General features: G+C 62.7%; 21 protein-coding genes. 12 read left to right on the top strand and 9 right to left on the bottom strand.

Translation table 11 applies throughout. The features are described from left to right. Positions 1–14: 14 nt before the first annotated feature. Complete coding sequence (locus NF876_RS13215; protein WP_262269258.1) at positions 15–953, bottom strand: LysR substrate-binding domain-containing protein; 939 nt, start codon at positions 951–953, stop codon at positions 15–17. 157 nt (positions 954–1,110) lie between these two features. On the opposite strand from NF876_RS13215, the gene NF876_RS13210 reads away from it, so the two are divergent. From NF876_RS13210 to NF876_RS13195, 4 genes are all read left to right on the top strand, one after another. Beyond that, the gene (locus NF876_RS13210) at positions 1,111–2,148 is read left to right on the top strand and encodes an aromatic ring-hydroxylating dioxygenase subunit alpha (RefSeq protein WP_262269257.1); all 1,038 of its coding nucleotides are present in this window, start codon (positions 1,111–1,113) and stop codon (positions 2,146–2,148) included. An 86-nt stretch (positions 2,149–2,234) separates the two neighbouring features. Continuing rightward, on the top strand, positions 2,235–3,383 hold the full coding sequence (locus NF876_RS13205; RefSeq protein WP_262269256.1) for a 2Fe-2S iron-sulfur cluster-binding protein: 1,149 nt from the start codon (positions 2,235–2,237) through the stop codon (positions 3,381–3,383). Positions 3,384–3,858: 475 nt separating this feature from the next. After that, the gene (locus tag NF876_RS13200; RefSeq protein ID WP_262269255.1) at positions 3,859–5,295 is read left to right on the top strand and encodes a homospermidine synthase; all 1,437 of its coding nucleotides are present in this window, start codon (positions 3,859–3,861) and stop codon (positions 5,293–5,295) included. Between the two features lie 136 nt (positions 5,296–5,431). Next, entirely contained in the window at positions 5,432–5,917 is a 486-nt protein-coding gene (locus tag NF876_RS13195; RefSeq protein WP_262269254.1) for an isochorismatase family protein, read from the top strand. Between the two features lie 293 nt (positions 5,918–6,210). Here NF876_RS13195 and NF876_RS13190 read toward each other — a convergent pair whose 3' ends face one another. Together NF876_RS13190 and NF876_RS13185 are read right to left on the bottom strand one after the other, a co-directional pair. Further along, a complete protein-coding gene (locus NF876_RS13190) occupies positions 6,211–6,660 on the bottom strand; it encodes a DUF421 domain-containing protein (protein ID WP_262269253.1) in 450 nt (149 codons plus the stop codon). An 18-nt stretch (positions 6,661–6,678) separates the two neighbouring features. Continuing rightward, a complete protein-coding gene (locus NF876_RS13185) occupies positions 6,679–7,284 on the bottom strand; it encodes a hypothetical protein (protein ID WP_262269252.1) in 606 nt (201 codons plus the stop codon). Positions 7,285–7,912: 628 nt separating this feature from the next. On the opposite strand from NF876_RS13185, the gene NF876_RS13180 reads away from it, so the two are divergent. Continuing rightward, on the top strand, positions 7,913–10,354 hold the full coding sequence (locus tag NF876_RS13180; protein ID WP_262269251.1) for a PAS domain-containing hybrid sensor histidine kinase/response regulator family protein: 2,442 nt from the start codon (positions 7,913–7,915) through the stop codon (positions 10,352–10,354). A 58-nt stretch (positions 10,355–10,412) separates the two neighbouring features. Here the strand turns inward: NF876_RS13180 and NF876_RS13175 are convergent, their stop codons facing one another. Next, positions 10,413–11,186 carry a YoaK family protein gene (locus NF876_RS13175; RefSeq protein WP_262269250.1) on the bottom strand — a complete coding sequence of 258 codons (774 nt, stop codon included), beginning with the start codon at positions 11,184–11,186 and terminating at the stop codon, positions 10,413–10,415. Positions 11,187–11,375: 189 nt separating this feature from the next. Between NF876_RS13175 and NF876_RS13170 the strand changes: the two genes are divergently transcribed. Next, positions 11,376–11,792 carry a DUF3830 family protein gene (locus NF876_RS13170; RefSeq protein WP_262269249.1) on the top strand — a complete coding sequence of 139 codons (417 nt, stop codon included), beginning with the start codon at positions 11,376–11,378 and terminating at the stop codon, positions 11,790–11,792. 114 nt (positions 11,793–11,906) lie between these two features. Beyond that, complete coding sequence (locus tag NF876_RS13165; RefSeq protein WP_262269248.1) at positions 11,907–12,851, top strand: 1-phosphofructokinase family hexose kinase; 945 nt, start codon at positions 11,907–11,909, stop codon at positions 12,849–12,851. A gap of 66 nt (positions 12,852–12,917) precedes the next feature. On the opposite strand, the gene NF876_RS13160 is transcribed toward NF876_RS13165, so the two are convergent. The 4 genes from NF876_RS13160 to NF876_RS13145 form a co-directional block, all read right to left on the bottom strand. After that, positions 12,918–13,367, bottom strand: a complete 450-nt coding sequence (locus NF876_RS13160; RefSeq protein ID WP_262269247.1) for a CBS domain-containing protein — start codon at positions 13,365–13,367, stop codon at positions 12,918–12,920. Continuing rightward, the gene (locus NF876_RS13155; RefSeq protein WP_262269246.1) at positions 13,364–13,810 is read right to left on the bottom strand and encodes a hypothetical protein; all 447 of its coding nucleotides are present in this window, start codon (positions 13,808–13,810) and stop codon (positions 13,364–13,366) included. The genes NF876_RS13160 and NF876_RS13155 overlap by 4 nt, the downstream gene beginning before the upstream one ends. An 80-nt stretch (positions 13,811–13,890) precedes the next feature. Next, on the bottom strand, positions 13,891–14,589 hold the full coding sequence (locus NF876_RS13150) for a FadR/GntR family transcriptional regulator (protein ID WP_262269245.1): 699 nt from the start codon (positions 14,587–14,589) through the stop codon (positions 13,891–13,893). A gap of 68 nt (positions 14,590–14,657) precedes the next feature. Then, positions 14,658–15,002: a hypothetical protein gene (locus NF876_RS13145; RefSeq protein ID WP_262269330.1), complete on the bottom strand. Its 345-nt coding sequence runs from the start codon at positions 15,000–15,002 to the stop codon at positions 14,658–14,660. On the opposite strand from NF876_RS13145, the gene NF876_RS13140 reads away from it, so the two are divergent. The 3 genes from NF876_RS13140 to lhpI all read left to right on the top strand — a co-directional run bounded on the left by NF876_RS13140 (position 14,913) and on the right by lhpI (position 18,103). Next, a complete protein-coding gene (locus tag NF876_RS13140; protein WP_262269325.1) occupies positions 14,913–15,842 on the top strand; it encodes a bile acid:sodium symporter family protein in 930 nt (309 codons plus the stop codon). The genes NF876_RS13145 and NF876_RS13140 overlap by 90 nt on opposite strands. An 84-nt stretch (positions 15,843–15,926) precedes the next feature. Further along, positions 15,927–16,085 carry a hypothetical protein gene (locus NF876_RS13135; protein ID WP_262269244.1) on the top strand — a complete coding sequence of 53 codons (159 nt, stop codon included), beginning with the start codon at positions 15,927–15,929 and terminating at the stop codon, positions 16,083–16,085. 323 nt (positions 16,086–16,408) lie between these two features. Further along, positions 16,409–18,103, top strand: a complete 1,695-nt coding sequence (lhpI, locus tag NF876_RS13130) for a cis-3-hydroxy-L-proline dehydratase (RefSeq protein WP_262269243.1) — start codon at positions 16,409–16,411, stop codon at positions 18,101–18,103. 582 nt (positions 18,104–18,685) lie between these two features. On the opposite strand, the gene NF876_RS13125 is transcribed toward lhpI, so the two are convergent. Further along, positions 18,686–18,829 (bottom strand): GntR family transcriptional regulator, encoded by a 144-nt coding sequence (locus NF876_RS13125; protein ID WP_262269242.1) that lies wholly within the window; start codon positions 18,827–18,829, stop codon positions 18,686–18,688. 1,104 nt (positions 18,830–19,933) lie between these two features. Between NF876_RS13125 and NF876_RS13120 the strand changes: the two genes are divergently transcribed. Further along, complete coding sequence (locus tag NF876_RS13120; RefSeq protein WP_262269241.1) at positions 19,934–20,620, top strand: GntR family transcriptional regulator; 687 nt, start codon at positions 19,934–19,936, stop codon at positions 20,618–20,620. A 41-nt stretch (positions 20,621–20,661) separates the two neighbouring features. After that, a partial coding sequence (locus NF876_RS13115; protein ID WP_262269240.1) for an aldehyde dehydrogenase family protein occupies positions 20,662–21,498 on the top strand: 837 nt, incomplete at its 3' end.

Raw genomic sequence — 21,498 nt, 5'->3', positions numbered from 1 at the left:
TGGCACGCGAGAGATCATGGGTCCGGCTGGCCGACGATTTCATTCAGCAATTCCTGACGCCGCGCCCTTCCGATGATCCAACGATGAAATTCCCGAGCCCCGTTCTTGCTGAACACGGGGCCGTTCCAGGCGAGGAAGTAAGGGGAGGACAGCCGGAGTTTATGGGAGAAGGGAGCGACAAGACGTCCAACGCGGAGATCCTCGGCAACCATTGCACACTGACCCAAGGTGAAGCCGCGCCCCTCTATAGCCGCCTCGATAGCCACGCTGGACAGGGAGAACACGAACGAATGGCGCAGGCTGCTGCAATCGATGCCGAACTGCTGCAGCCAGTCCCGCCACGTCGGCGGCGATGGGAACTGAGGTTGCCAATCGATGCTCAAAAGAGGATAGGCTAGGAGATCCGCCGGAGCCTTCAGCGGCGGGCCGGACTCCAGCAGTTTCGGGCTGCAGACCGGAATGACGCTGTCGGTGAACAGCATGACCGAGCTGTCGTAATTCCTCACCCGATCCCCGTAGGTGACGCGGAAATCCGTACAATCGTCTTCCAGCCGGGGTTCGAGGTGAGTTCCCTCGAGGTGAATGCTCAGGTCTGGATGATCATGCTGCCATTCAAAAATAAGGGTCGCCAACCATTTGCTGGTCAGCGAAGGCAGGGCACTGATGACCAGCCCGCTCGACCAGCGGGCCCGTTCGATCTCGGCCTGGGCCCGGCGGAACTCCTCGAAACCTTTCGTTATAGTATTATGATACCGCTTCCCGATGTCGGTCAGCGCCAGACTGGTGGTGCTCCGAACGATCAGTTGGAGACCGAGCCTTTCCTCCAGGAGCCGGATGTGCTGGCTGATCGCGCCGGGAGACACGCTCAACTCGCGTGACGCTTTGGTCATGCTCCCGCAACGGCCGACAGCCTCGAAAGCCTGGAGCGCGCGAAGAGGGGGCAAGTCAGCCATTCCACAATCCGATCAGAGTGCCGACCGGCACGATACGCTCCAGATTAGTATTTAGTTTTTCTAAAAACAATCGCAGTGGACACGCAATTGTTGACAGGTCCTCGCACGTTCATTCTCCGTGATGCAGCAAGGGTTCAGCGCAAAGGGATGACCGGTGATGTTTCTTAAGAATTCCTGGTACGTGGCCGCCTGGGATCATGAGGTCACCCGCTCTCTGCAGCAGGTCGAGATGCTTGGCGAGAAGATCGTTCTCTACCGCAAGGAGAACGGGGAGCCGGTCGCGCTCGAGGATGCCTGCCCCCACCGGAAGCTTCCGCTCTCGATGGGGCGCCTGAAAGGCGATCAGGTCGAGTGCGGGTATCACGGGCTCACCTTCGATGGCACCGGCACCTGCACCCGGGTGCCGGGCGCGGAGCGTGTCCCTCACGTTGCCCGGGTCCGCAGCTACCCGATTGTCGAGCGCTACGGCTTGCTCTGGGTTTGGATGGGCCGGCCGGAGCTCGCGGATCCGGCGACAATCTTCCAGGTCGACCATTGGGGCGATCCCGCCTGGGGGGTGAACCGCGGCGACTCCATGGTCATCAACTGCCACTATCTCTACATGACTGACAATCTTCTGGATCCGTCCCATGTCGCCTGGGTCCACCAGTCATCGTTCGGAAGCTCCGCCTGCGAGGAGACACCACTCCAGACGGAAGTGACCAATGACGGCGTGATCGTCTCCCGTTGGATGATGGATGTCGAGGTCGCCCCCTTTTACGCCAAGTTCGTCAAGTTCAAAGGCAACTGCGACCGCAAGCAGCATTATGAGGTCAGACACCCGAGCAACGCCATCATCAGGGCAATCTTCACGCCGGCGGGGACGGGTGGCCCCGATGGGCCGCTGCACGACGACGTGTTCCTGATGGACTCGTACAACTTCATGACCCCGGTCGACGAGAATCGGACGCGGTACTTCTGGTTCCAGATGCGAAACTTCGACGCCGACAACGAGGAAACGTCACGGGCGTTCGCCGAGTCGGTGCGTGGCGCTTTCGAGGAGGATCGGGCCGTGTTGACCGCCGTTCACGAAGGCATGACGAACAAACGGACCCCCAACCTCGATCTCAAGATCGATGCAGGGCCGCTGCGCTTCCGCAAGCGCCTCGATCAGCTCATCAATGCCGAGGCGGAGCAACCCATGGCTGCTGAGTAAATCCACCAGCGTCCTGGCCACGGCGGGCGCACGCGCGCTTTCCGTGGTCACTCGGCCTGATCGTTCCTCCGCACCTGACTGATCCGATGATTCCTGACCCGGCAGAAACGTCCTTTTCCAATTACAAAATCGTTGCCAAACGCCGCGAAAGCGAAACGATCATGTCGCTTGAACTCGCGCCTGCGTGCGGGTCGGCGATCAGACCGTTCATCCCGGGTCAGTTCATCATCGTGCGCCTACCCGACCCAGACGGCGCCGGGACCCTGCTTCGTCATTACAGCATCTCCAGCAGCCCCAGCCTCACGCAAAGCCTCCGGATCAGCGTCAAGCGTGAGATGCCGCCGCCGCATCTGCCGGACGTTCCTGAGGGAGCAGGATCCAGCTATCTTCACAAGGCAGAAGTCGGAACGGTCCTGTCGGTCCATGGACCCCGTGGCGAATTCTGCCTCGACCGCACGAGCCCTCGGCCGGTGCTCCTGCTGAGCGGGGGCGTCGGCCTGACGCCTCTGGTCAGCATGCTGGACGAGCTTGCACATGGCACCGAGAGACGCGTGTTCTTCGTTCATGCCTGCGAAAACGGCAGGGTTCACGCTCTTCGGGACGAGGTGCTCACCTTCGCGTCGAGCCGCCCGGGGATTACAACCCACTTCTGCTATCGCGTGCCAACAGACGCGGATGAGGACGCCCGGGTGTACGACAGCAAGGGGCTAATCACGAGGGAAACGCTCCAGACACTCCTTCCGCTGGACGACTATGACATCTACCTGTGCGGCCCAACCGGGTTCATGCAGGCGAACTACGCTCTGCTGCGGAGTCTCGGCATTCCAAAGCACCGTATTCACTATGAGTTCTTCGGGCCCGCCACAGTTCTGGTCACCGACGATGAACGTCCGGTCACAGCCAAAACCATCATCCGCGAGGCTCCGCCCCTTCCGACGCTTGGGCCCGTTGGGCAGGATGATCATGCCGGAGTGACCGTCAGCTTCAACGGTTCTGCCGCACCCATACCGTGGCCGGACGACGCACGTTCCCTCCTGGACCTTGCGGAATCCGTGGGGCTTGAGCCGCCTTTCAGTTGCCGCGCCGGCGTCTGCAGTACGTGCACGAGCCGCCTTATCAGCGGGGAGGTCGAGTACTTCGAAGAACCGTTAACTCACCCTGGGCCGGGAGAGCTTCTGCTATGCTGCTCCAGACCGAGAACGTCCGTCACAATCGCTTTTCCTGGACGGAACTGATCGGCCGCCCGGGTCGCCCGTCATCGAGGTCTGGATTTTCTGCAATCGGTAGATCTATCACCGACCAGGTTCAGCCATTTGACATTCGGGCTGAAGTGAATCATGAACCAGCCATCATGCTGAGCTTTGCAACCTTTCGTCGTGGCCTGCACCGAGCAGGGAATCTGATCGCGGGCAATTAGCCCCGAGCTCAACACGCCGTTGCATCCCGAGCTCGGGGGCCAAAGATAACCTGATCCTCCTGCCTGTCCGGCACCATCGGTCGCCGAGGTGGCCGTCTGCGTCCCACGACCGAGCTGACGGTCGATTCAAGAGCGCCCGGTGCTGCAGCAGCCTTAAACGAGGGATCCGGTGGCGTCTGCCGAAATTGCAATCCCAACAAACCATGCCCGGACGTCCAGACACAGCTCTCCCGGGTGAAATCCTCTTGCCGCCTCCAACGAGGCTGCACTCATTGCGAATGGATCCATCTGAAATGACGAACAACACTTGGCCGGTTCACGGTCGCATCACCGGCCCGATCGTGATGATCGGCTTTGGCTCGATCGGAAAAGGCATGCTGCCCCTGATCGAGCGGCATTTCGAGTTCGACAAGAACCGCGTCACGGTCATCGATCCCAACGACAAGGACCGTAGCATGCTCGACGTGCGTGGCATTGCCTTCGTCAACAAGGCGCTGGCGCCCGAGAACTACCGCGACATCCTCACGCCGCTCCTGACGGAAGGCGGTGGGCAGGGCTTCTGCGTGAACCTGTCGGTGGACACCTCCTCGCGGGACATCATGGAGTTGTGCCGCGAGATCGGTGCCCTCTACATCGACACTGTGGCCGAGCCCTGGGCCGGCTTCTATTTCGACAAAAACGCTGGCCCCGAGGCCCGCACCAACTACGCCTTGCGTGAGATCATCCTCGACGCCCGGCGCCGGAGCCCTGGCGGCCCCACCGCAGTGAACTGCTGCGGCGCCAATCCCGGCATGGTGTCCTGGCTCGTGAAGCAGGCCCTGCTCAATCTCGCCAATGACATGAAGATCGAGCACGAGGTGCCAAAATCCCGCGAGGGCTGGGCAGGTCTGATGAGCCGCGTCGGTGTCAAGGGGATTCACATCGCTGAGCGTGACACCCAGCGTGCCGAGAAGCCCAAGCCCATGGGCGTGTTCGTGAACACCTGGTCCGTGGAGGGCTTCGTGTCGGAAGGCCTGCAGCCGGCCGAGCTCGGTTGGGGTACACATGAGACCTGGATGCCGGAGAACGGCCGCTCCCATGACAAGGGCTGCGGTGCCGCGATCTACCTGCTCCAGCCCGGCGCCAACACCCGCGTCCGCTCCTGGACGCCGACGGCTCAGGCCCAGCACGCCTTCCTGGTGACGCACAACGAGGCGATCTCGATTTCCGACTACTTCACGGTCCGTGAGGGGGAGACGGTCGTGTACCGACCGACCTGCCACTATGCGTACCACCCGCCCAACGACGCCGTGCTTTCGCTGCACGAGATGTTCGGAAAGGCCGGCCAAGCGCAGGATACATTCCACATCCTCACCGAGGACGAGATTGTCGACGGCGTCGATGAACTCGGCGTGCTGCTCTACGGCCATGCCAGGAACGCTTACTGGTACGGCTCGCAGCTCTCCATCGAGGAGACCCGCAAGCTCGCGCCCTACCAGAACGCCACCGGCCTTCAGGTAACCTCCGCCGTGCTCGCCGGCATGGTGTGGGCGCTGGAAAACCCGAATGCGGGCATCGTGGAAGCCGACGACATCGACTTCCGCCGCTGCCTTGAGGTGCAGATGCCCTATCTCGGCCCGGTCGTCGGGGTCTACACGGATTGGACCCCGCTTACCGACCGTCCGGGCTTCTTCCCGGAGGACATCGACGCCTCCGATCCGTGGCAGTTCCGGAACGTCCTGGTTTCCTGACAGCCGCAACGCCACCCGGCCAAGGCGTGATATGCCCAGCAACCGGCATTGTCGGTTGCCGGGCATATCGTCATGGGAACGGACTCGTCGAAAGGCTTTGGGTGGCGCGGGAGCGAAATTCCCGCTAACACACCTCATGAGACAGGCACTCCTCGTGATCGACGTCCAACCCTGCTTCCATCCGCCCGAGTGGCAGGTGGAAGGGATTGCCCGGCTCGTTCGAACCATGCACTCGGTGGCGACGGTCGAGAGGCACGACGAGTCGGTGACGCCGTTCGAGCGGCAGCTTGGATGGAAGCCCGCACCCGCCGACGACCCGATGGTCCAAACCCACAAGGTGTTCGTCAAGCATGGCTATCTCCCGCCACCCGAGCTCATCGGCTATCTCAAATCCATGAAGTTCGAGCGCGTCCTGGTCTGCGGCATCCAGGCCGAGACCTGCTGCCTTGCGGCCGGCTTCATGCTGTTCGACGCCGGACTTCATCCAACGATGCTGAAGTGGCTGACCGTTGGTTCGTCCCTGGACCGATCGGCCAACCTGGGCGCGAAGCTGTGGAAGCACCATTTCGGTGCCGCCAGCGTGCTCAACAGCGCCGAAGAGTTGCAGAGCGGCCTGCGATGAGCCTCCGGCGTCGCCCAGGCACCGCCATTTTCGTTACCGGAGCGTCTTGTCGGAACCGGTCACGGAAATCCAGTTGTTGTTCCGCTAGCGGTAGTAGAAGTGGAGCGCCCACGCCAGAAGGGCGACACCGATCGCCAGACCGGCGTGCCATCGCACCGCCGTTCTGACGTCCTCCGCAGTTGTCCGGGGTCGTCGTCGCAAAGCTCGGGGGAGTGGCCGGTAGAGGATCCGGTACATCGGTTTCATGGCAGGTTTCCAGGGGGTCGAGAGGACGCAGGCAGGCCGTGCCAGACCTAGGCGTTCGTTTGCGGAACGACGGTGATGCCGCCGCTGACCTCGACGATGGCGTACTTGATCTGCTCCAGCCGCTCGATGCCGTGCATGCGGCGCGCGGCTTCCATCACATCGTCCCGGCTCACGCGGGCCGTGCTCATGCGCTCCTGCATGAGCCGGCCATGCTCGACGATGATTGTCGGCACGCCGTCCATGAGCTTCTCCATGGTCTTGGAGCGGCTCTTGATCAGCGGCATGGCGATGTTGATGAACAGCAGCGTGATGATCACGAGGGCTGCATGGACGACCGACGGATCGTCGCCGAGCAGCACCGGCTCGGTCGCTTCGCCGATGATCAGCAGGAGGACGAAGTCGAACGTCGTCATCTCCGACAGCGTGCGCCGTCCGGCGATGCGGAACACGATCAGCAGGAAGAAATAGATGAAGGCGGCTCTGAGCACCGAATCCATGATCTGTGGCTCCAGGGCTTAAGGATAGACGAACTGAGTGAAGCGGGCCGGCTCGCGTCCGACGAGGCCGATCTCGGCCGTGTGGGAGCCGGTCTCCCGCAGCTTCAGCGCGAAGCGGATTGTGGCCGGCTGACCCGCCTGCGCCACCGGGACGACGTACTCGACGTCTGATCCAGCACTCCTGGCCTCCTGGGGTCCAGGCACGATACCCTTCACCTCGACGGCCTCCAGAAAACCCCCGTTCACACGAAGCGGGACGGTGTCACCGGTGATCGCCTCAGGCGCGATGTCCACTCGCAAGGTGAATTCGGAGCCCTGACGCTGAAAGCGCTCGTATTCCACCCGCACCAAACCAGCCGGGTCGCTCGTGTGCCGCCAGCTCACAGGCCCATATCCGAAGACGCCGGACAGAGCTGTCAGGACGACGGCGCCCATGGCAAACCAGCCCACCCTCTGGATGGTCCATGTCCGGCGCTGCCAAGCCATGTCCTCGTCAACTTCGATCGAGCGAGGTTCTTCGCCGGATTGTCGACGTGCGCCCTCAGCCTTGGAGTTCCGGTCCGGGGCGCTCGCACGCGCGCTGTCGCTGGCCAATGAGGCCAGTTCATTGTGTCGCAGATCCATCTGACTCTCACATGGCCGCCCGCGTCACGGCCGACGGCGAGCCCGGCCGGATAAAATGGCAGGGGTGCCGTAGGCCTGCGGGCAGGCACTGGATTGATCACGGGATTGGGGAGAGCATGTCCGCCCGACTGGGAGGGGCCTATGAGGCACACCTCCCCAGCCGGGCTATGAGCCCGTTTGGAGGCTCCCGGCGCGGGTCAGGTACCGTTTCTGCGACAAAGGTCCGAACATGATCCTGATAACATGGAGCCGCGCCCCTGGGTTTCAATCGGGATTGGGGATGGGCTGACCTTTGGGCGCAGGTCGACACCCATGCCATCCAGGCTGCGGCGTCCATCCTTAATACGGTTGATCTATGTGAATGCTGGCCCTCCCGTCAGGCGGTAGGGGCCGGTCTATGCCGGGCAAGACCATTCTCTGGCCGCTCCCCTGAACCGATCGCGAGGCCGTCAACCGTCCCGGGTCTCCAGGGACCAGATCGACGGCCTGACGCAGACCGGGTACCCTCCTGAGCGTGGTCTTGACTGGCAGGGCCTGGGCGGCCGAATGAAGACGTCAGCATGTGATGGATGGCATGGATCGGCAGGCGGGCGGAGGCGCCAACCACCAAACAGCAAGAAAGGGCGAAATGCACCACAGCCAGGATAAAGGCGATGCACCGAGCTTCCTCGCCGCGGGCGGAGCGATGGGCGCCCTCATGCGGGACCACGACTGGTCGGCAACGCCGCTCGGAAATCCCGCCGGATGGCCGCGAGAGCTCAGGGCGCTTGTTGGAGTCGTGTTGGGCTCCAGGCAGCCCATGTACATCGTCTGGGGACCCGAGCGTACCCTGCTCTACAACGACGGCTTTGCCGAGATTCTCGCACGAAAGCATCCCTCCGCCCTGGGCCGACCGATCCTGGAGGCATGGTCCGAGATCCGGGACGACCTCCTGCCGCTCATCGAACGGGCTTATGCAGGCGAGCCGGTTCATATCGAGGATCTCGCCCTTGTTCTGGAGCGGCGGGGCTACCCGGAGGAAACGCACTTTTCGTTCTCCTACGCACCCGTGCGTGACGAGACCGGGGCCGTCTCCGGGTTCTCCTGCCTCTGCACCGAGATCACCGGCCAGGTCATGGCCGAGCAGCGGCTTAAGTCCGAGACCGAGCGGCAGCGGCGCCTGTTCGAGCAGGCGCCGGGCTTCATCGCGATCCTAAGCGGGCCCGAGCATGTGTTCGAGTTCGCCAACCAGGCTTATATGCGCCTGTCCGGCGATCGTGAGCTTGTCGGCAGGACTGCCCTGGAGGCCTTTCCAGAGGCGACGGGCCAGGCCTTTCTCGAATGGCTCGACCAGGTCTATGCGAGTGGCGAGCGGGTTGTGGCCCACGATGTCCCGGTCCGCCTGCACCGCTCAGCCGGCGCGATGCCGGAGGTGCGGTTCCTCAACTTCATCTACGAACCGGTGACCGACGAGGCCGGCCGGGTAACCGGCATCTTTGTCCAGGGCCATGACGTCACCGAAACGCATCAGGCCCAGGCCGCTCTCGCGGCGAGCAACGCCCGCTACACCAGCGTGCTGGCGGCCATGAGCGAGGGCTTCGTCATCCTCGACCAGGACTTCCGCATCACCGAGATCAACGCCGAAGGGTTGCGGCTCGACGGCCGCCCCGCCCGCGAGATCCTCGGGCGCACCCACTGGGAGGTCTTCCCTGCCGTGGTTGGCACTCCGGTCGAGGCCGCCTACCGCCGCGTGATGAGCGAACGCGTGCCGGTCGAGCTCGAGCATCGCTACGTGGACGACGCAGGCGGGCAGGATCTTTGGCTGGCGCTGCGGATCTATCCGGTCCCGGGCGGCAGCGCCGCCTTCTACCGCGACATCTGTGACCGCAAGCGGGCCGAGGCGGCCCAGGCTGAGGCCCTGCGCCAAGCCGAGGATGCCCTGCGCCAGGCGCAGAAGATGGAGGCGGTAGGCCAGCTCACCGGCGGCATCGCCCACGACTTCAACAACCTGCTCACCGGGATCATCGGAGCGCTCGACCTGATGCAGACCCGCATCGGCCAGGGCCGCATGGAGACGGTCGGGCGCTATGCGAATGCGGCGATGGACTCCGCCCGGCGCGCTGCGGCGCTGACCCACCGCCTGCTCGCGTTCTCGCGCCGCCAGCCGCTCGACCCGAAGCCGGTCGATGCCAACGAACTCGTTGGGTCGATGGAGGATCTGCTGCGCCGGACCCTCGGCCCGCTCCATGCCCTGGAGATGGTCAGGGCGGATGGGCTCTGGACGACCCGGTGCGATGCCAACCAGCTCGAAACCGCGATCCTCAACCTCGCCATCAATGCCCGGGACGCCATGCCCGATGGCGGCCGGCTGACAATCGAGACCGCGAACGCGGACCTGGCGGACGCCTCCGAGGCGGAGCGGCTCGGGATCACCCTAGGGCAGTACGTGGCGGTTTCCGTCGCCGACACCGGAACCGGCATGCCGCCGGACGTGATCGCCCATGTGTTCGAGCCGTTCTTCACCACCAAGCCCGAAGGGCAAGGGACCGGGCTGGGGCTGCCGATGGTGTACGGCTTTGCCCAGCAGAGCGAGGGGCACCTGAAGATCGAGTCGGAGGTCGGCCAGGGTACGACGATCAGAATCTACCTGCCGCGATACCATGGCGCCGCCATTGTGGAGGTTCCGGACACAACCCTTGCCGCGGCGCCGCGGGCCGGGGCCGGGGAGACCGTGCTGATCGTCGAGGACGAGCCGGTGATCCGGGATCTGATCATCGAGGTGCTCCAGGACCTCGGCTACCGGACGCTGGCCGCCGTGGATGGGCCAACGGGCCTCAGTGTCCTGCGATCCCAGCAGGGACGCATCGACCTGCTGGTCACGGACTTGGGCCTGCCCGGGATTAACGGGCGTGATCTCGCCGACGAAGCACGGGACGCCCGCCCCGGCCTGAAGGTGCTGTTCATCACCGGATATGCCGAGAACGCGGCGTTGGTGAGCGGCTTCCTGAAACCGGGTATGGAGGTTGTGACCAAGCCGTTCGCGGTCGAGGCATTGGCGGCCCGGATCAGGAGCATCATCGAGGGGGACTGAGCGGTCGCCAGCGGAGCAGGCGAGGGCGCTCCGATGGTGACGCCTCGCCCCGGCACTCCTACGTCGATTTATCTGCCTCGCCTGACGGAAAATTGCGTCTTCTGGGGAGCACCATGGCCGCAAGAAGCCCTGCGATAGCCGCGACCAGAGCGGCTGCCCCCGACACCGCCATGAAGCCGAAGGCAACGTAGAGGGAGGCCCCCGCTGCGGCGCCAGCGGAAAAGGCACACCACAGCAGGGCATGCGGCGACCAGCCCCGGAGCCCGCCCCGTCCGAGAAGGGACTTGCCGAGGCCCTGACCGAGGCTGACGAGGGTTCCGGTCATGAAGGTCACGCCCAGGCGCACGCCGTCGACGGGGCGCAAGACCGTATTCTGAACGCCCATGGCTGCCACGACGGGAAGAATGGCGACGGCGGCACCCCATCCGGTCCCGGCCAGAACAGCCGTGCCGGCAAGACAACTCCCTTCCAGCAGCAGCACGGCCGGCAACGCCCAAATCCCCGTGACATCCGCCAGGATGGTTGCCGTCGTCGTGCCGGCGAGAAAGACGGCGATCAGAACAGCCCCCTTGTACACGGCGTCCCAGTGACCCTCGCTGATGCCAACCCCGAGCGAAATGCTGGCGCCACTCATGAACGAGGCAAACAGGCCGCCGAGTTCGATGTAGCCGATGGCGTCGACGTATCCTGCGATGGCGATCAGCACGACACCCACGCCAACTTGCACATGAGGGCCAATCAGCGGCTGGACGGATCCGCGCGGCACAGCTTTCGTCCGATGGTCGGACGCTCCCTTGACGGGTTCGGGTGTGCTGATGTTCGGCTCGGGCATGATGTTCCCAGCAAGATGGATTCCTCTAACTCCGAAACCCGCAGCGTGGTTTGCTTCAATCCTCGGGGCACCTCTTTGACAGCCCCATACTCGGAACGGCGTCTGTGCCCGGGATTGGAGGGATATTGAAGGAGCGGAGGAGTAGGGCCTGCGACCTTGCTCTCGCAACATCCTGACGGAGACGCACCGATGCCGCTCATCCACATCAAGGCCGGACCGTTCGATTTCGAAGCAAGGCTTGAGCAGGAAGCCGCGCCGAAGACCTGCGAACGGTTCCTGAGCCTGCTGCCCTACAAGCAGCGGATCATCCACGTGCGCTGGAGCGGGGAGGCCTGTTGGATCCCTCTCGGCAGCACCGACTTCGGCCTCGCCTTCGAGAACGCGACCAGCTATCCGGCACCCGGTCAGTTTGTCCTCTACCCCGGCGGCTACAGCGAAACCGAACTGCTTCTGGCCTATGGCGGGGTCCGTTTCGCAAGCAAGATGGGCCAGCTCGCGGGCAATCATTTCCTGACGATCAGCAAGGGGCAGGAACATCTCCTTGCCCTCGGCACGAAGACCCTCTGGGAAGGCGCCCAGGACATTCTGTTCGAGCGCCGCGACTGACGTCTTCCCTATGGCCGCTCTGCGTCCGTGATAGGCGTAGCCGGGCGACCTTGTAGTGCCCACCTCTACCGACGACTGCGACTGCGGAGTCTCTGAGAGCTCGAGGGAGGAAGAATGAAACGGATTGTGACGCTGACCCTCAACCCTGCCATCGACGGAGCCGAGGAAGCCGAGCAGGTCCGGCCCATCCGCAAGATTCGGACCTGGGCCGAGCGCTATGATCCCGGCGGCGGCGGCATCAATGCGGCACGAGTGATCGAGGAATTGGGAGGATCGGCGCTCGCGATCTACCTATCCGGCGGCATCACGGGCCCGATCCTCGACGAGTTGGTCCGGGCCTCCGGCATCGAGAGCCGACGGATTCCCATCGGCGGCCACACCCGCATCAGCCATACCGTCCACGAGACCTCGTCAGGGCTGGAGTTCCGCTTCGTTCCCGGAGGACCGAGCGTGACGCGGGAGGAGTGGCAGGCCTGCCTGGCGGCGCTCGAAGACATCGAGGGCGACTACCTGCTCGCGAGCGGCAGTCTCCCACGCAGTGTTCCGAGCGACTTCTACGTACAGGTCGCAACCGTTGCAGTCCGTCGGGGCATGAAGTTCGTGCTCGACACGTCGGGCGAGGCGCTCCGGCAGGCGGCCGGCAAGGGGCTTCACCTGATCAAGCCGAGCCTCGGCGAGTTGGAGGATCTGGTCGGCCGCACGCTCCCCACGCCCCAGGACCAGGACTCCGCCCTGCGGGGCCTCATCGCGGCCGGCGCCGCAGAGATCATCGCCCTGACCCTGGGGCGCGATGGGGCCGTGCTGGCAACCGGCGACACGCTCCTGCGAATCGAGGGGGTGAAGGTCACGCCGAAGAGCGCCGTCGGCGCCGGCGACAGCTTCCTCGGCGCGATGACGCTCGGTCTCGCCCAAGGCAGGCCGGTGGAGGAGGCCTTCACCTTGGGCATGGCCGCCGGGACCGCCGCCGTTCTGACAGCGGGAACGGAACTGTGCCGGCGAGCCGATGTGGACCGCCTCTACGCGGAGATCAGCCGCGATCAAACGCCGGCGGGCGGCTGAGGCCGCTCCGTTCCCGCCGGAGGCCGGCAACCGCGACGCCCGCCTGCCGGGAAGGGTTTCCGCGCTCTAGCGTGCGGTCCCTTGAGGATTGTCCGCCCTGCGCAGGAGGGCCAGGAGCAGGTTCGCTCGGCTCACGATGCCGACGACATGGCCATTGTCGACAATCGGAATCCGCTTCACGTTGCGCCGCTCCATCGCATCGACGATCTCGGTGAGGGGCGTTTCGACGCCGGCCGAAACGGGATCCTTCGACATGATGTCTTCGACACGGCGGCTGCTCAGGTCGCCGAGGTTGGATCCACCGTCGAGGAAGGCCTCAATCCAACGCATGCGATCGCCTCCCTTGTGCCGCAGGAAATCGCCTTCCGACACGATGCCGACCAGCTTTCCGTCCTCACCCACGACGGGAAGGCCGCTGATGCGGTGCTCGATCATGAGGCGGGCCGCCTCGGCGAGCGACGCGCTCGGCTTGGCCGTTGCGGCTCCCGTCGTCATCACGTCGCCAGCTTTCATCATGATCTCCTCTCCTCACTGTGGTCAGGTGCGAGGCCTGCCTGAGCTTCCGCCGTGGCGATGGTTGGATTGCCGACCCGCTCGATCAAGCGTCGCAGCGCGAAACGGAGGATCCTGCAATCCCGGAGCGAGAGGGTTACGGGCACGCTCCGGGGCGATCCGCACAGCGGCCGGGTCCGCGCATCAAGGCCCCTGCCGGGAACCTCCGTTCCGGGCAGCAGCATGACAGCGGTCGCGGCCGCCAGAAACCCATAGCTCGTCCCGAACACGAGCCCGAGCAGGCTCCACCCAGCAGGAATGCCGATAGAGGCCCGCATCAGATCCGCCAGTCCCGAGAGGTTCCCAAGGACGAGAGTCGTGGCCAGCGCGAGACCGGCCACAACCCCAATCATCCCATTGGTGATCAGAAATCCCGCCCAAGCCTTGTTGCCGTGTCCGGTCGGCATCGCGTTCGATCCCGCTCTCCAGGGAAGACGCGCAAGTGCCGGCTTGGTTCGGTCGTACCTGCGCGGGGAACCATCCTGACTTAACCAACGCCTTCATGAACCATGATCGCCCGGATGGCGCTCAGGTGGGCGAACATGGCCTGCCGGGCCCCCTCCGGATCCCGTGCTGCGAAGGCTTCGACGATGGCGAGATGCATGCGCCCCTGCTGCGCCGCATACTCCTTCTTGCGGGCCCGCCGGAAGGCAAGGTCGTGCTGCCGCTGCCAGCGGGCGCGGCCGCGCACCGATGACAGCACGTCCAGAAAGGCGATCAGCAATGGGTTGCCAGTGATCCGGGCGATCCCTTTGTGAAAGGCGTCGTCCGCCTGCTCGTAGGCCTGCCAGTCGGGTGCCTCGCTGCTTCGTAGTGCGTGGCCACGGAGGAGGGCGATCTCGTCGGGGGTCGCACGCACTGCCGCCTCGCCCGCAATGGGCGGTTCGATCAGGAGTCGCGCGTCGAGCACGTCAGCCGGCGAGGCCATCTCGGCCAGGACCGACGGGCGGATCGGCTCATGGGCCGGACGCGGCCCGACGAAGGTGCCCTGGCCCACATGCCGCCAGATCAGGCCTTCCTTCTCCAGCACGTCAAGCGCCGCCCGCAGCGTCTCGCGGCTGCAGCCGATCTTAGGCGCCAGAACCCGCTCCGGCTCCAGCCGATCCTGCGGACCGTACGTCTGCCGCCGCAGATGGGCGCGGAGACGTCGGGTGGCGTCGTGCTTCGCCAAGCGCGTCTTGAGCATCTCTCCAGACCAATTGCTAGACCAATCCCGGATGGAGGTATGTAGCAGATCCGGCCCGAACGTGGAAGTCACGACCGGGGCAGGAGAGGGAGGAACGATTGATGAGAACCACCGTGCTTGAGCGCTTCTTCGGAGATGAGCCCGTAGGCGATCCGGCGATCCGCCTGGGCCGCCTTGTCGGTACCGTCCTTGGGGTCGCGCTGTACCCGATCTTCGTTTGGATCGTCATCGACGGCCTCTTCCGGGTTCTGTGAGTCACCGGCCAGGAACCGACCATGCGCAAGATCGATCCGTTTCTTCTGCTGATCACGGCGGCCGTCGCGGTGGCCAGCATTCTTCCGGCTCAGGGAGCTAGCGCCGAAATCCTCGATATCTTGGGCGTCCTGGGCATCGCGCTCTTGTTTTTCGTCCATGGCGCGGCCCTGCCGCGGGAGGTGGTGATCGAAGGCTTGGTTCAATGGCGGCTGCACCTCTTCATCTTCGCGATCACCTTCGTGGTCTTCCCGTTGGCCGTCATGCCCTTCGGCGTCCTACCTTCGGCGTGGATGCCGGCGGACCTGCTGCTGGGCTTCCTTTACCTGGCGGCGCTGCCGTCGGCGGTGTCGTCCTCCATTGCGTTCACCGCCATAGCCAAGGGCAACGTGCCGGCCGCCATCTGTAGCTCGGCTGCCTCGAATGTCTTCGGCCTGCTGCTGACGCCGGTGCTGCTGTCGCTGATGACCAAGACCTCGGTCGAGGGTGGCTTTGACCTCACAACGGCCCTCGGCGATGTGGTTCTCCAGCTTCTGATTCCGTTCGTGGCGGGCCAGATTGCCCGTTCGGGGTTAGCGGGAATCATGGCCAAGCACGAGCGCCGGATCGGACAGCTCGATCAAGGAATTATCCTGCTGATCGTCTACACGGCATTCTCGCAGTCGGTGGTCGACGGCCTGTGGTCCCGGCTCCCACCCACCTCTGTGGCACTGACCGCAGTGCTGTGCCTGGTGCTGCTGACCGCTGTGTTGGCTGTCACCGCCTTCATTGCTCGCCGCTTTGGGTTCTCCCGAGGAGATGAGATCGCCGCAGTGTTCTGTGGCTCGAAGAAGAGCCTGGCATCCGGCCTGCCACTGGCCCAGGTTCTGTTCGCGGCCGCGCCAGGCTTCGGGATGATCGTGCTGCCGATTGTGTTCTACAACCAGATCCAGATCCTCGTGGGGGCGGTTCTCGCTCGCCATTATGCCCGGATCGGGACAATGCCGGCTGTTGCCGGATAAGGGGCTGCCTTGACTGCTGTGTCCTGAACTTCCCTCGCGTTAGCCCCGTTGTCCCCGCTCTGTGAGCTCCCCGAGATAAAGGGAATGGACCAGATTGACGAGATCGCACGTGTGGCGCGGGGCTTGGTGCTGGAGAGCACGGACATCACCGTCCTGCAGATGGGTGTAAATCGGCGTGAAACTCCTGCCCCCTTCCAGAACATGTGCAAACTATTGAATAGGCACGACAAATGGCAGTGGTGAAGGGGTCACGATCGGCGCCTATTGTGACCCTCCTGTTCTGACCACAATACTAATCCTCTCATGAGGTTGCCCCCGATCAACGCGGGGGTGCCAGTTCGGAGCCGAATGACAAGCTGTTGAGAAAAAGCTTGCAAAGTGTTCCGCAATTAGGCGACCCGTCAGTACCGAGTTCCATCTTGATATCGAATATTTTATACATTAGGGTGGTTCTGCAAACCCAAGATCAACTCCCCAGCAGCCGACCCCTGTAGAGGCAAGCTTGGATCGATACGCGAAATGACGGCTGAACAAACGCCGAGACAGTTCAGAAACGGACGACACCCATGTCGTACTCGAGAACACTTCTTACAGGCGACGCCCAAGGTTCCATCATAGCCACTGACGAGCCCCTCAGCTTCTGGGGCGGCGTGGATCCGGCGACGGGCAACGTCATCGACGTGCATCACCCACTCTGCGGTCGAAACCTGACAGGGCAGATCCTTTTCATGCCTACGAGCCGGGGGTCGTGCACGGGCTCGGGCGTGCTCCTCGACCTCATCCTGTCGGGCCGGGGCCCTGCGGCCATCGTGTTCTCCGAGGCGGAAGACGTCCTTACGCTCGGCGCGTTGATCGCCGCGGAGATGTTCGCCAAGCTGACGCCAATCGTCCGGCTTGAACCTGGTGCATTTGCTCGGCTCTCCGGTGCCCGCTACTGCAGGATCTCGAACAGCCAGCTCACGACCGATGCTGGAAACGTCATTCTGCGCCCGCCAGCGACAGGCGAACTGAAGCTGACGCCCGACGATATCGCCATCCTTGAAGGACGTGATGGCCAGGCTGCTCAGCAAGCCATGAAGATCATTGTCGCGATGGCAGCCCAACAGGGCGCCACGACGTTGGTCGACGTATCCCAGGCCCACATCGATGGGTGCATATACGCCAGTCCCGCGAACCTCACTTTTGCAGAGACGATGGCGGACATGGGTGCCCGGGTCCGGGTGCCGAGCACCATGAATGCCATCTCAGTGGATATGGCCAACTGGAAGACGCAGGGGACTCCGAAGTCCTTGGGAGAGCCGGCGGCCAGACTTGCTGAGGCTTATGTCCGAATGGGCTGCGCTCCGACCTATACCTGTTCGCCCTACCTACTACCCACCGCCCCCACCAACGGCCAGTCAATTGCCTGGGCCGAGTCGAACGCGGTGATCTTCGCAAATACGGTTATTGGCGCTAGGACGGCGAAACATCCCGACTTCCTTGACCTTTGCATCGCGTTGACGGCGCGCGCGCCAAGGGCAGGTGTCTACCTCGATGACAATCGACGCCCCCAGCGAATCGTCGAGATCGACGCTCTGGACGAAGTTAGCGATGCATTTTGGCCTCTGATCGGCTACGTAGCAGGAAGGGCCTCGCCTGACCGGATTCCGTTGCTTCGAGGGATCGAGGACAAGCAGCCTTCGCGGGACGACCTCAAAGCCTTGTGCGCGGCTTTCGGAACGACATCAGCCTCTCCGATGCTGCACATCGCTGGTGTCACGCCTGAGGCATCTCTCGAACCGGCCGCTAATGCGGACACAGTGAAGATCAGCCGACTGGATCTCGCACAGGCTTGGCGACAGCTCAACGACGGTCCAGACGAGGTACAGTTGGTGGCGATCGGCAGTCCACACGCATCTGCCAAGGAATGTCGTGAGATTTCTGACGCGGTCACCAAGGTGCTCGACGGGAACCCACGTTCACCCGACGTGGCAGTGATCGTCACCGCGGGACACCACGTGATCGAAGAAATTCGGTCGAACGGAATCCTTGAGAGTCTCACGCAAGCCCAGATTCAGGTCATTCCGGACATCTGCTGGTGTTCTATCTCGGAACCTGTGTTCCCGACGCGGACACGCGCCGTCCTGACCAACTCGGGCAAGTACGCTCATTACGGGCCTGGACTCTCCAACCGACACGTCAGGCTGGGAAGCTTCGCAGAATGCGTGGAAGCCGCAGTGACCGGGCGTGCGAAGCCAAGACTTCCAGACTGGCTCGCCTGACGATGAACGGTTGCATGGACGCCAACACCCGCAGGCGTAGACAGCTATAGCGTGCTGGCCTTCAATTCTTTCGAGACGGTTAGCCATCCTCATTGAACGGAGAGTCTTCTGACAGGACATCCGGGGCGTACTTGATCCCCAATTGGGCCCTCAAAATCATCCTAAGCTTCCGGAACTCGTCCGCCGCAAAGCGAGCTGTCAGGATCTCATGCTCTTCGATGACGGACTGGTAATCCAGCATCTTGTGTTGCGCATGATGTAGACGAAAGCCGATTTGGAGAAGATAGTCTAGATCGACATCAGGGTGTCGACTTCAGCACTGGCCACGACAGCTCCGTGGTGCCTCAGGTTTGCGCGCCAGAATGCGAGGTTGTCATCCACGGCTGGAGCGCGTCGCATTTCTCGGATGCACTCCTCAAATCGGCCCCGAAGCGCTTTCAGTCGGGTTTCGTTCGCCAGAACGATCTTCACAGCCGTGATCTCAACGGCGAAACGGAGCGACGCGGCTATCTCGATGTCGTTAGTACCCATTCCGGAAATGGATGTGCCGCAATCTGGGGTACCGTTGACGAAGACTTGAGCCTAAAGGATGCGCAAGGAATCCCGTAGCGGGACACAACTGACATTCAGCTTGGCACCGAGATCCGCTTCGTTGAGGTCGTTTTTCCCGCCGAGCTGCCCCTCCGCGATCAGTTCGATAATGTGATCCGTGATGATGTCGGGCAAGTTGCGGTGGCTGAGCGCTGCGCCTCTGACTAATCGCATCCTGAGTTGGCTTGTGATCTGACATCGTCGTCAGCCAATTTGCAATCTCGATAAGACTGGCGCGAGAATAAACACAGTTTGAGCAGCTTTTATGGAAAAAGCTTGGTATTCAGAGAGACCAGCCATTCACGAGGGAATGGAGCAGATTGAGGGGCTTTGAAGACGTTTGAATTACGGGCAGTGGTTATCATGCATTCGCGTGGAAGAGGCTCATCAGCAGGCTGAAAGGTGAGGGTTCTCAGCGCCCTTTCCCATTCTCTGGCTTGTCACTGACAGCCTCCGAGCATCAGCGACAAGGTGAGCCATCAAGTCAACATGCGGGCTCCCCAAGAATAACCAGTGTTCCAATTAGGCAGGCCGCATCTCGATCAGTTCACACTGAACAGGGGATCCCCAGTTTCTCGACACTGACCTTAATGCCAAGCCCAGGTGCCGTCGGAGCGCTGCCGTGCCCCCTGCCAACCAGCGCGAGTAGCCCGCCAAGTGTCCTTCGGCTTTTGAAGAAGGTCGAGCTGGACTACGCTTCCTGACCATGCAGAGCGGGCATCTCTATAGAAGGTCCCCGCTACCCTGGGTCTGCCGGTTTTGTGGACTCCGTTCGGGACGAGCAGTCGTAATGTCAGAGCGCTTTTCCAGTCGCACTCGACCGCTAAAAGGCCGTATGTGAATCGCCTGGGTTGCGGAACCTGCAATGACAGGGTTCAAGATGCTCTCGGTTACTCTAGTCGTCGGCGCTTCGCCGATCGGTCGATTTGGCGATGGCAGCAGGTGCTGGCGCGCTGGAGGTCGGTTCCGCCTGCTCCGGCTCTGACTCAGTTGTATGCTCGGCTGTGGGCTGCAAGGGAATTCGGAATGGTAAGGTCGGTCTTGAGCAAAGGTATCCGCCCCTCTACAGAGCACAATTTCTCTTGTCTAGCACCAAGCTTCAATCCTTGCACTCTGGCATTGAACGTCCTAGTGTAGATTGTATAAAATAAGTCGCAATAACCTAATGTGTTATCAGTCTGCTATAGGGTTATAGGATCCGTTCTTCCATGGGATCTGTAACGAACAACAGTGAAAGCCATGACGACTGCCAGACTAGCTCAAAAATCCCTTCAGCACAGGACAATCGCCTCGGCCGTTGCAGAAGAACTGCGGCGCAGGATCGTGGATGGCGAGTTCAAATCTGGCTTCCAGCTTCGCCAAGATGCACTTGCTACGGAGTTCGGTGTCAGCCGCATTCCGGTACGTGAGGCCCTGATGCAGCTCGAAGCCGAAGGGCTGGTAAAGATCCTTCCACATCGCGGCGCAATCGTCTCAGAGTTGTCGATGGAGGAAGTCCAAGAACTCTTCGGGCTCCGGGCGCTACTTGAACCACGGCTCCTCAAAGCCTCTGCCAAACATCTCACGGCAACGGATTATGACCGGTTAAGCCAAATCCTTCAGGAGTACAGCTCAGAACTTCGCGCTAAACACGTACGACGCTGGGGTGAGCTGAACACTGAGTTTCATAACCTGTTGTACCAACATGCCGGGCAACCGCGCTCTCAGGCAATTGTTAGTGGCCTTCTTCAGGAATGTGACCGGCACACCCGGCTTCAGCTTTCACTCACAGGTGGCATGGAGCGCGCCGAAATCGAGCATGCTGAACTTGTACGCCTCTGCGCGAGCGGCAAGATCTCTGCGGCCTGCACACTCTTGAAGGCGCATATCGAAGGCGTTGGCAAGTCGCTCCGGAACTATATCGAAGAACACAGCAAAGCAACTTAATCAAAGAACACGAAAAACAAGACCTAGGAGTTGGGCTGATCATGACCAAGAACTATATTGCGGGCGAGTGGGTCTCGGCGACGGAAGCTTCAGCCAACGTCAATCCGTCGAACACGAACGATGTGGTCGGCGAGTATGCCCGCGCCTCTGTGGCGGAGGCCGAGCGCGCGATTGCGGCGGCGTACGATGCCTTCCCGGCCTGGTCGCGCTCCTCGATCCAGCAGCGTCATGACATCCTCAAGGCCGTTGGCGATGAGATCCTCGCCCGCAAGGACGAGCTTGGCCGCCTGCTCTCACGCGAGGAGGGCAAGACCTTGCCGGAAGGCATCGGCGAGGTCACCCGCGCCGCTCAGATCTTCCTGTTCTTCTCCGGCGAATGCCTGCGCATGGCCGGTGAGAAGGTGCCGTCCGTGCGGCCCCTCATCGATGTGGAGATCACCCGCGAGCCGGTCGGTGTCGTCGGCCTGATCACGCCGTGGAACTTCCCCATCGCGATTCCTGCCTGGAAGATCGCCCCGGCGCTCGCCTACGGCAACACCGTGGTGTTCAAGCCGGCCGATCTCGTGCCCGGCTCGGCGCACGCTCTCTCCGAGATCATCATTCGCGCCGGCGTGCCGGCGGGCGTGTTCAATCTGGTGATGGGGCGCGGCTCGGTGGTGGGCGAAGCCATGCTCCAGAGCCCCAAGGTGTCGGCCATTTCGTTCACCGGCTCGGTGCCGACGGGCCGCAAGGTGGCCCAGACCTGCATCATGGCCGACCCGATGAAGAAGGTTCAGCTCGAGATGGGCGGCAAGAACCCGATGGTGGTTCTCGACGATGCCGACCTGAAGGTCGCCGTGGAATGCGCGGTCAACAGCGCCTTCTTCTCCACCGGCCAG

The sequence above is a fragment of the Microvirga yunnanensis genome (genome assembly GCF_025460875.1).
This window is presented reverse-complemented; position numbering and strand designations above follow the sequence as displayed.

What these genes read in the sequence shown, in the direction of transcription:
- NF876_RS13215 (WP_262269258.1), bottom strand. Translation starts at nt 953, where the DNA reads ATGGCTGACTTGCCCCCTCTTCGCGCGCTCCAGGCTTTCGAGGCTGTC.
- NF876_RS13175 (WP_262269250.1), bottom strand. Translation starts at nt 11,186, where the DNA reads ATGCCCGAGCCGAACATCAGCACACCCGAACCCGTCAAGGGAGCGTCC.
- NF876_RS13120 (WP_262269241.1), top strand. Translation starts at nt 19,934, where the DNA reads ATGACGACTGCCAGACTAGCTCAAAAATCCCTTCAGCACAGGACAATC.
- NF876_RS13185 (WP_262269252.1), bottom strand. Translation starts at nt 7,284, where the DNA reads ATGGATCTGCGACACAATGAACTGGCCTCATTGGCCAGCGACAGCGCG.
- NF876_RS13180 (WP_262269251.1), top strand. Translation starts at nt 7,913, where the DNA reads ATGCACCACAGCCAGGATAAAGGCGATGCACCGAGCTTCCTCGCCGCG.
- NF876_RS13135 (WP_262269244.1), top strand. Translation starts at nt 15,927, where the DNA reads ATGGACCAGATTGACGAGATCGCACGTGTGGCGCGGGGCTTGGTGCTG.
- NF876_RS13205 (WP_262269256.1), top strand. Translation starts at nt 2,235, where the DNA reads ATGATTCCTGACCCGGCAGAAACGTCCTTTTCCAATTACAAAATCGTT.
- NF876_RS13200 (WP_262269255.1), top strand. Translation starts at nt 3,859, where the DNA reads ATGACGAACAACACTTGGCCGGTTCACGGTCGCATCACCGGCCCGATC.
- NF876_RS13150 (WP_262269245.1), bottom strand. Translation starts at nt 14,589, where the DNA reads ATGCTCAAGACGCGCTTGGCGAAGCACGACGCCACCCGACGTCTCCGC.
- NF876_RS13195 (WP_262269254.1), top strand. Translation starts at nt 5,432, where the DNA reads ATGAGACAGGCACTCCTCGTGATCGACGTCCAACCCTGCTTCCATCCG.
- NF876_RS13210 (WP_262269257.1), top strand. Translation starts at nt 1,111, where the DNA reads ATGTTTCTTAAGAATTCCTGGTACGTGGCCGCCTGGGATCATGAGGTC.
- NF876_RS13165 (WP_262269248.1), top strand. Translation starts at nt 11,907, where the DNA reads ATGAAACGGATTGTGACGCTGACCCTCAACCCTGCCATCGACGGAGCC.
- NF876_RS13190 (WP_262269253.1), bottom strand. Translation starts at nt 6,660, where the DNA reads ATGGATTCGGTGCTCAGAGCCGCCTTCATCTATTTCTTCCTGCTGATC.
- NF876_RS13170 (WP_262269249.1), top strand. Translation starts at nt 11,376, where the DNA reads ATGCCGCTCATCCACATCAAGGCCGGACCGTTCGATTTCGAAGCAAGG.
- NF876_RS13160 (WP_262269247.1), bottom strand. Translation starts at nt 13,367, where the DNA reads ATGATGAAAGCTGGCGACGTGATGACGACGGGAGCCGCAACGGCCAAG.
- lhpI (WP_262269243.1), top strand. Translation starts at nt 16,409, where the DNA reads ATGTCGTACTCGAGAACACTTCTTACAGGCGACGCCCAAGGTTCCATC.
- NF876_RS13155 (WP_262269246.1), bottom strand. Translation starts at nt 13,810, where the DNA reads ATGCCGACCGGACACGGCAACAAGGCTTGGGCGGGATTTCTGATCACC.
- NF876_RS13145 (WP_262269330.1), bottom strand. Translation starts at nt 15,002, where the DNA reads ATGGACGAAAAACAAGAGCGCGATGCCCAGGACGCCCAAGATATCGAG.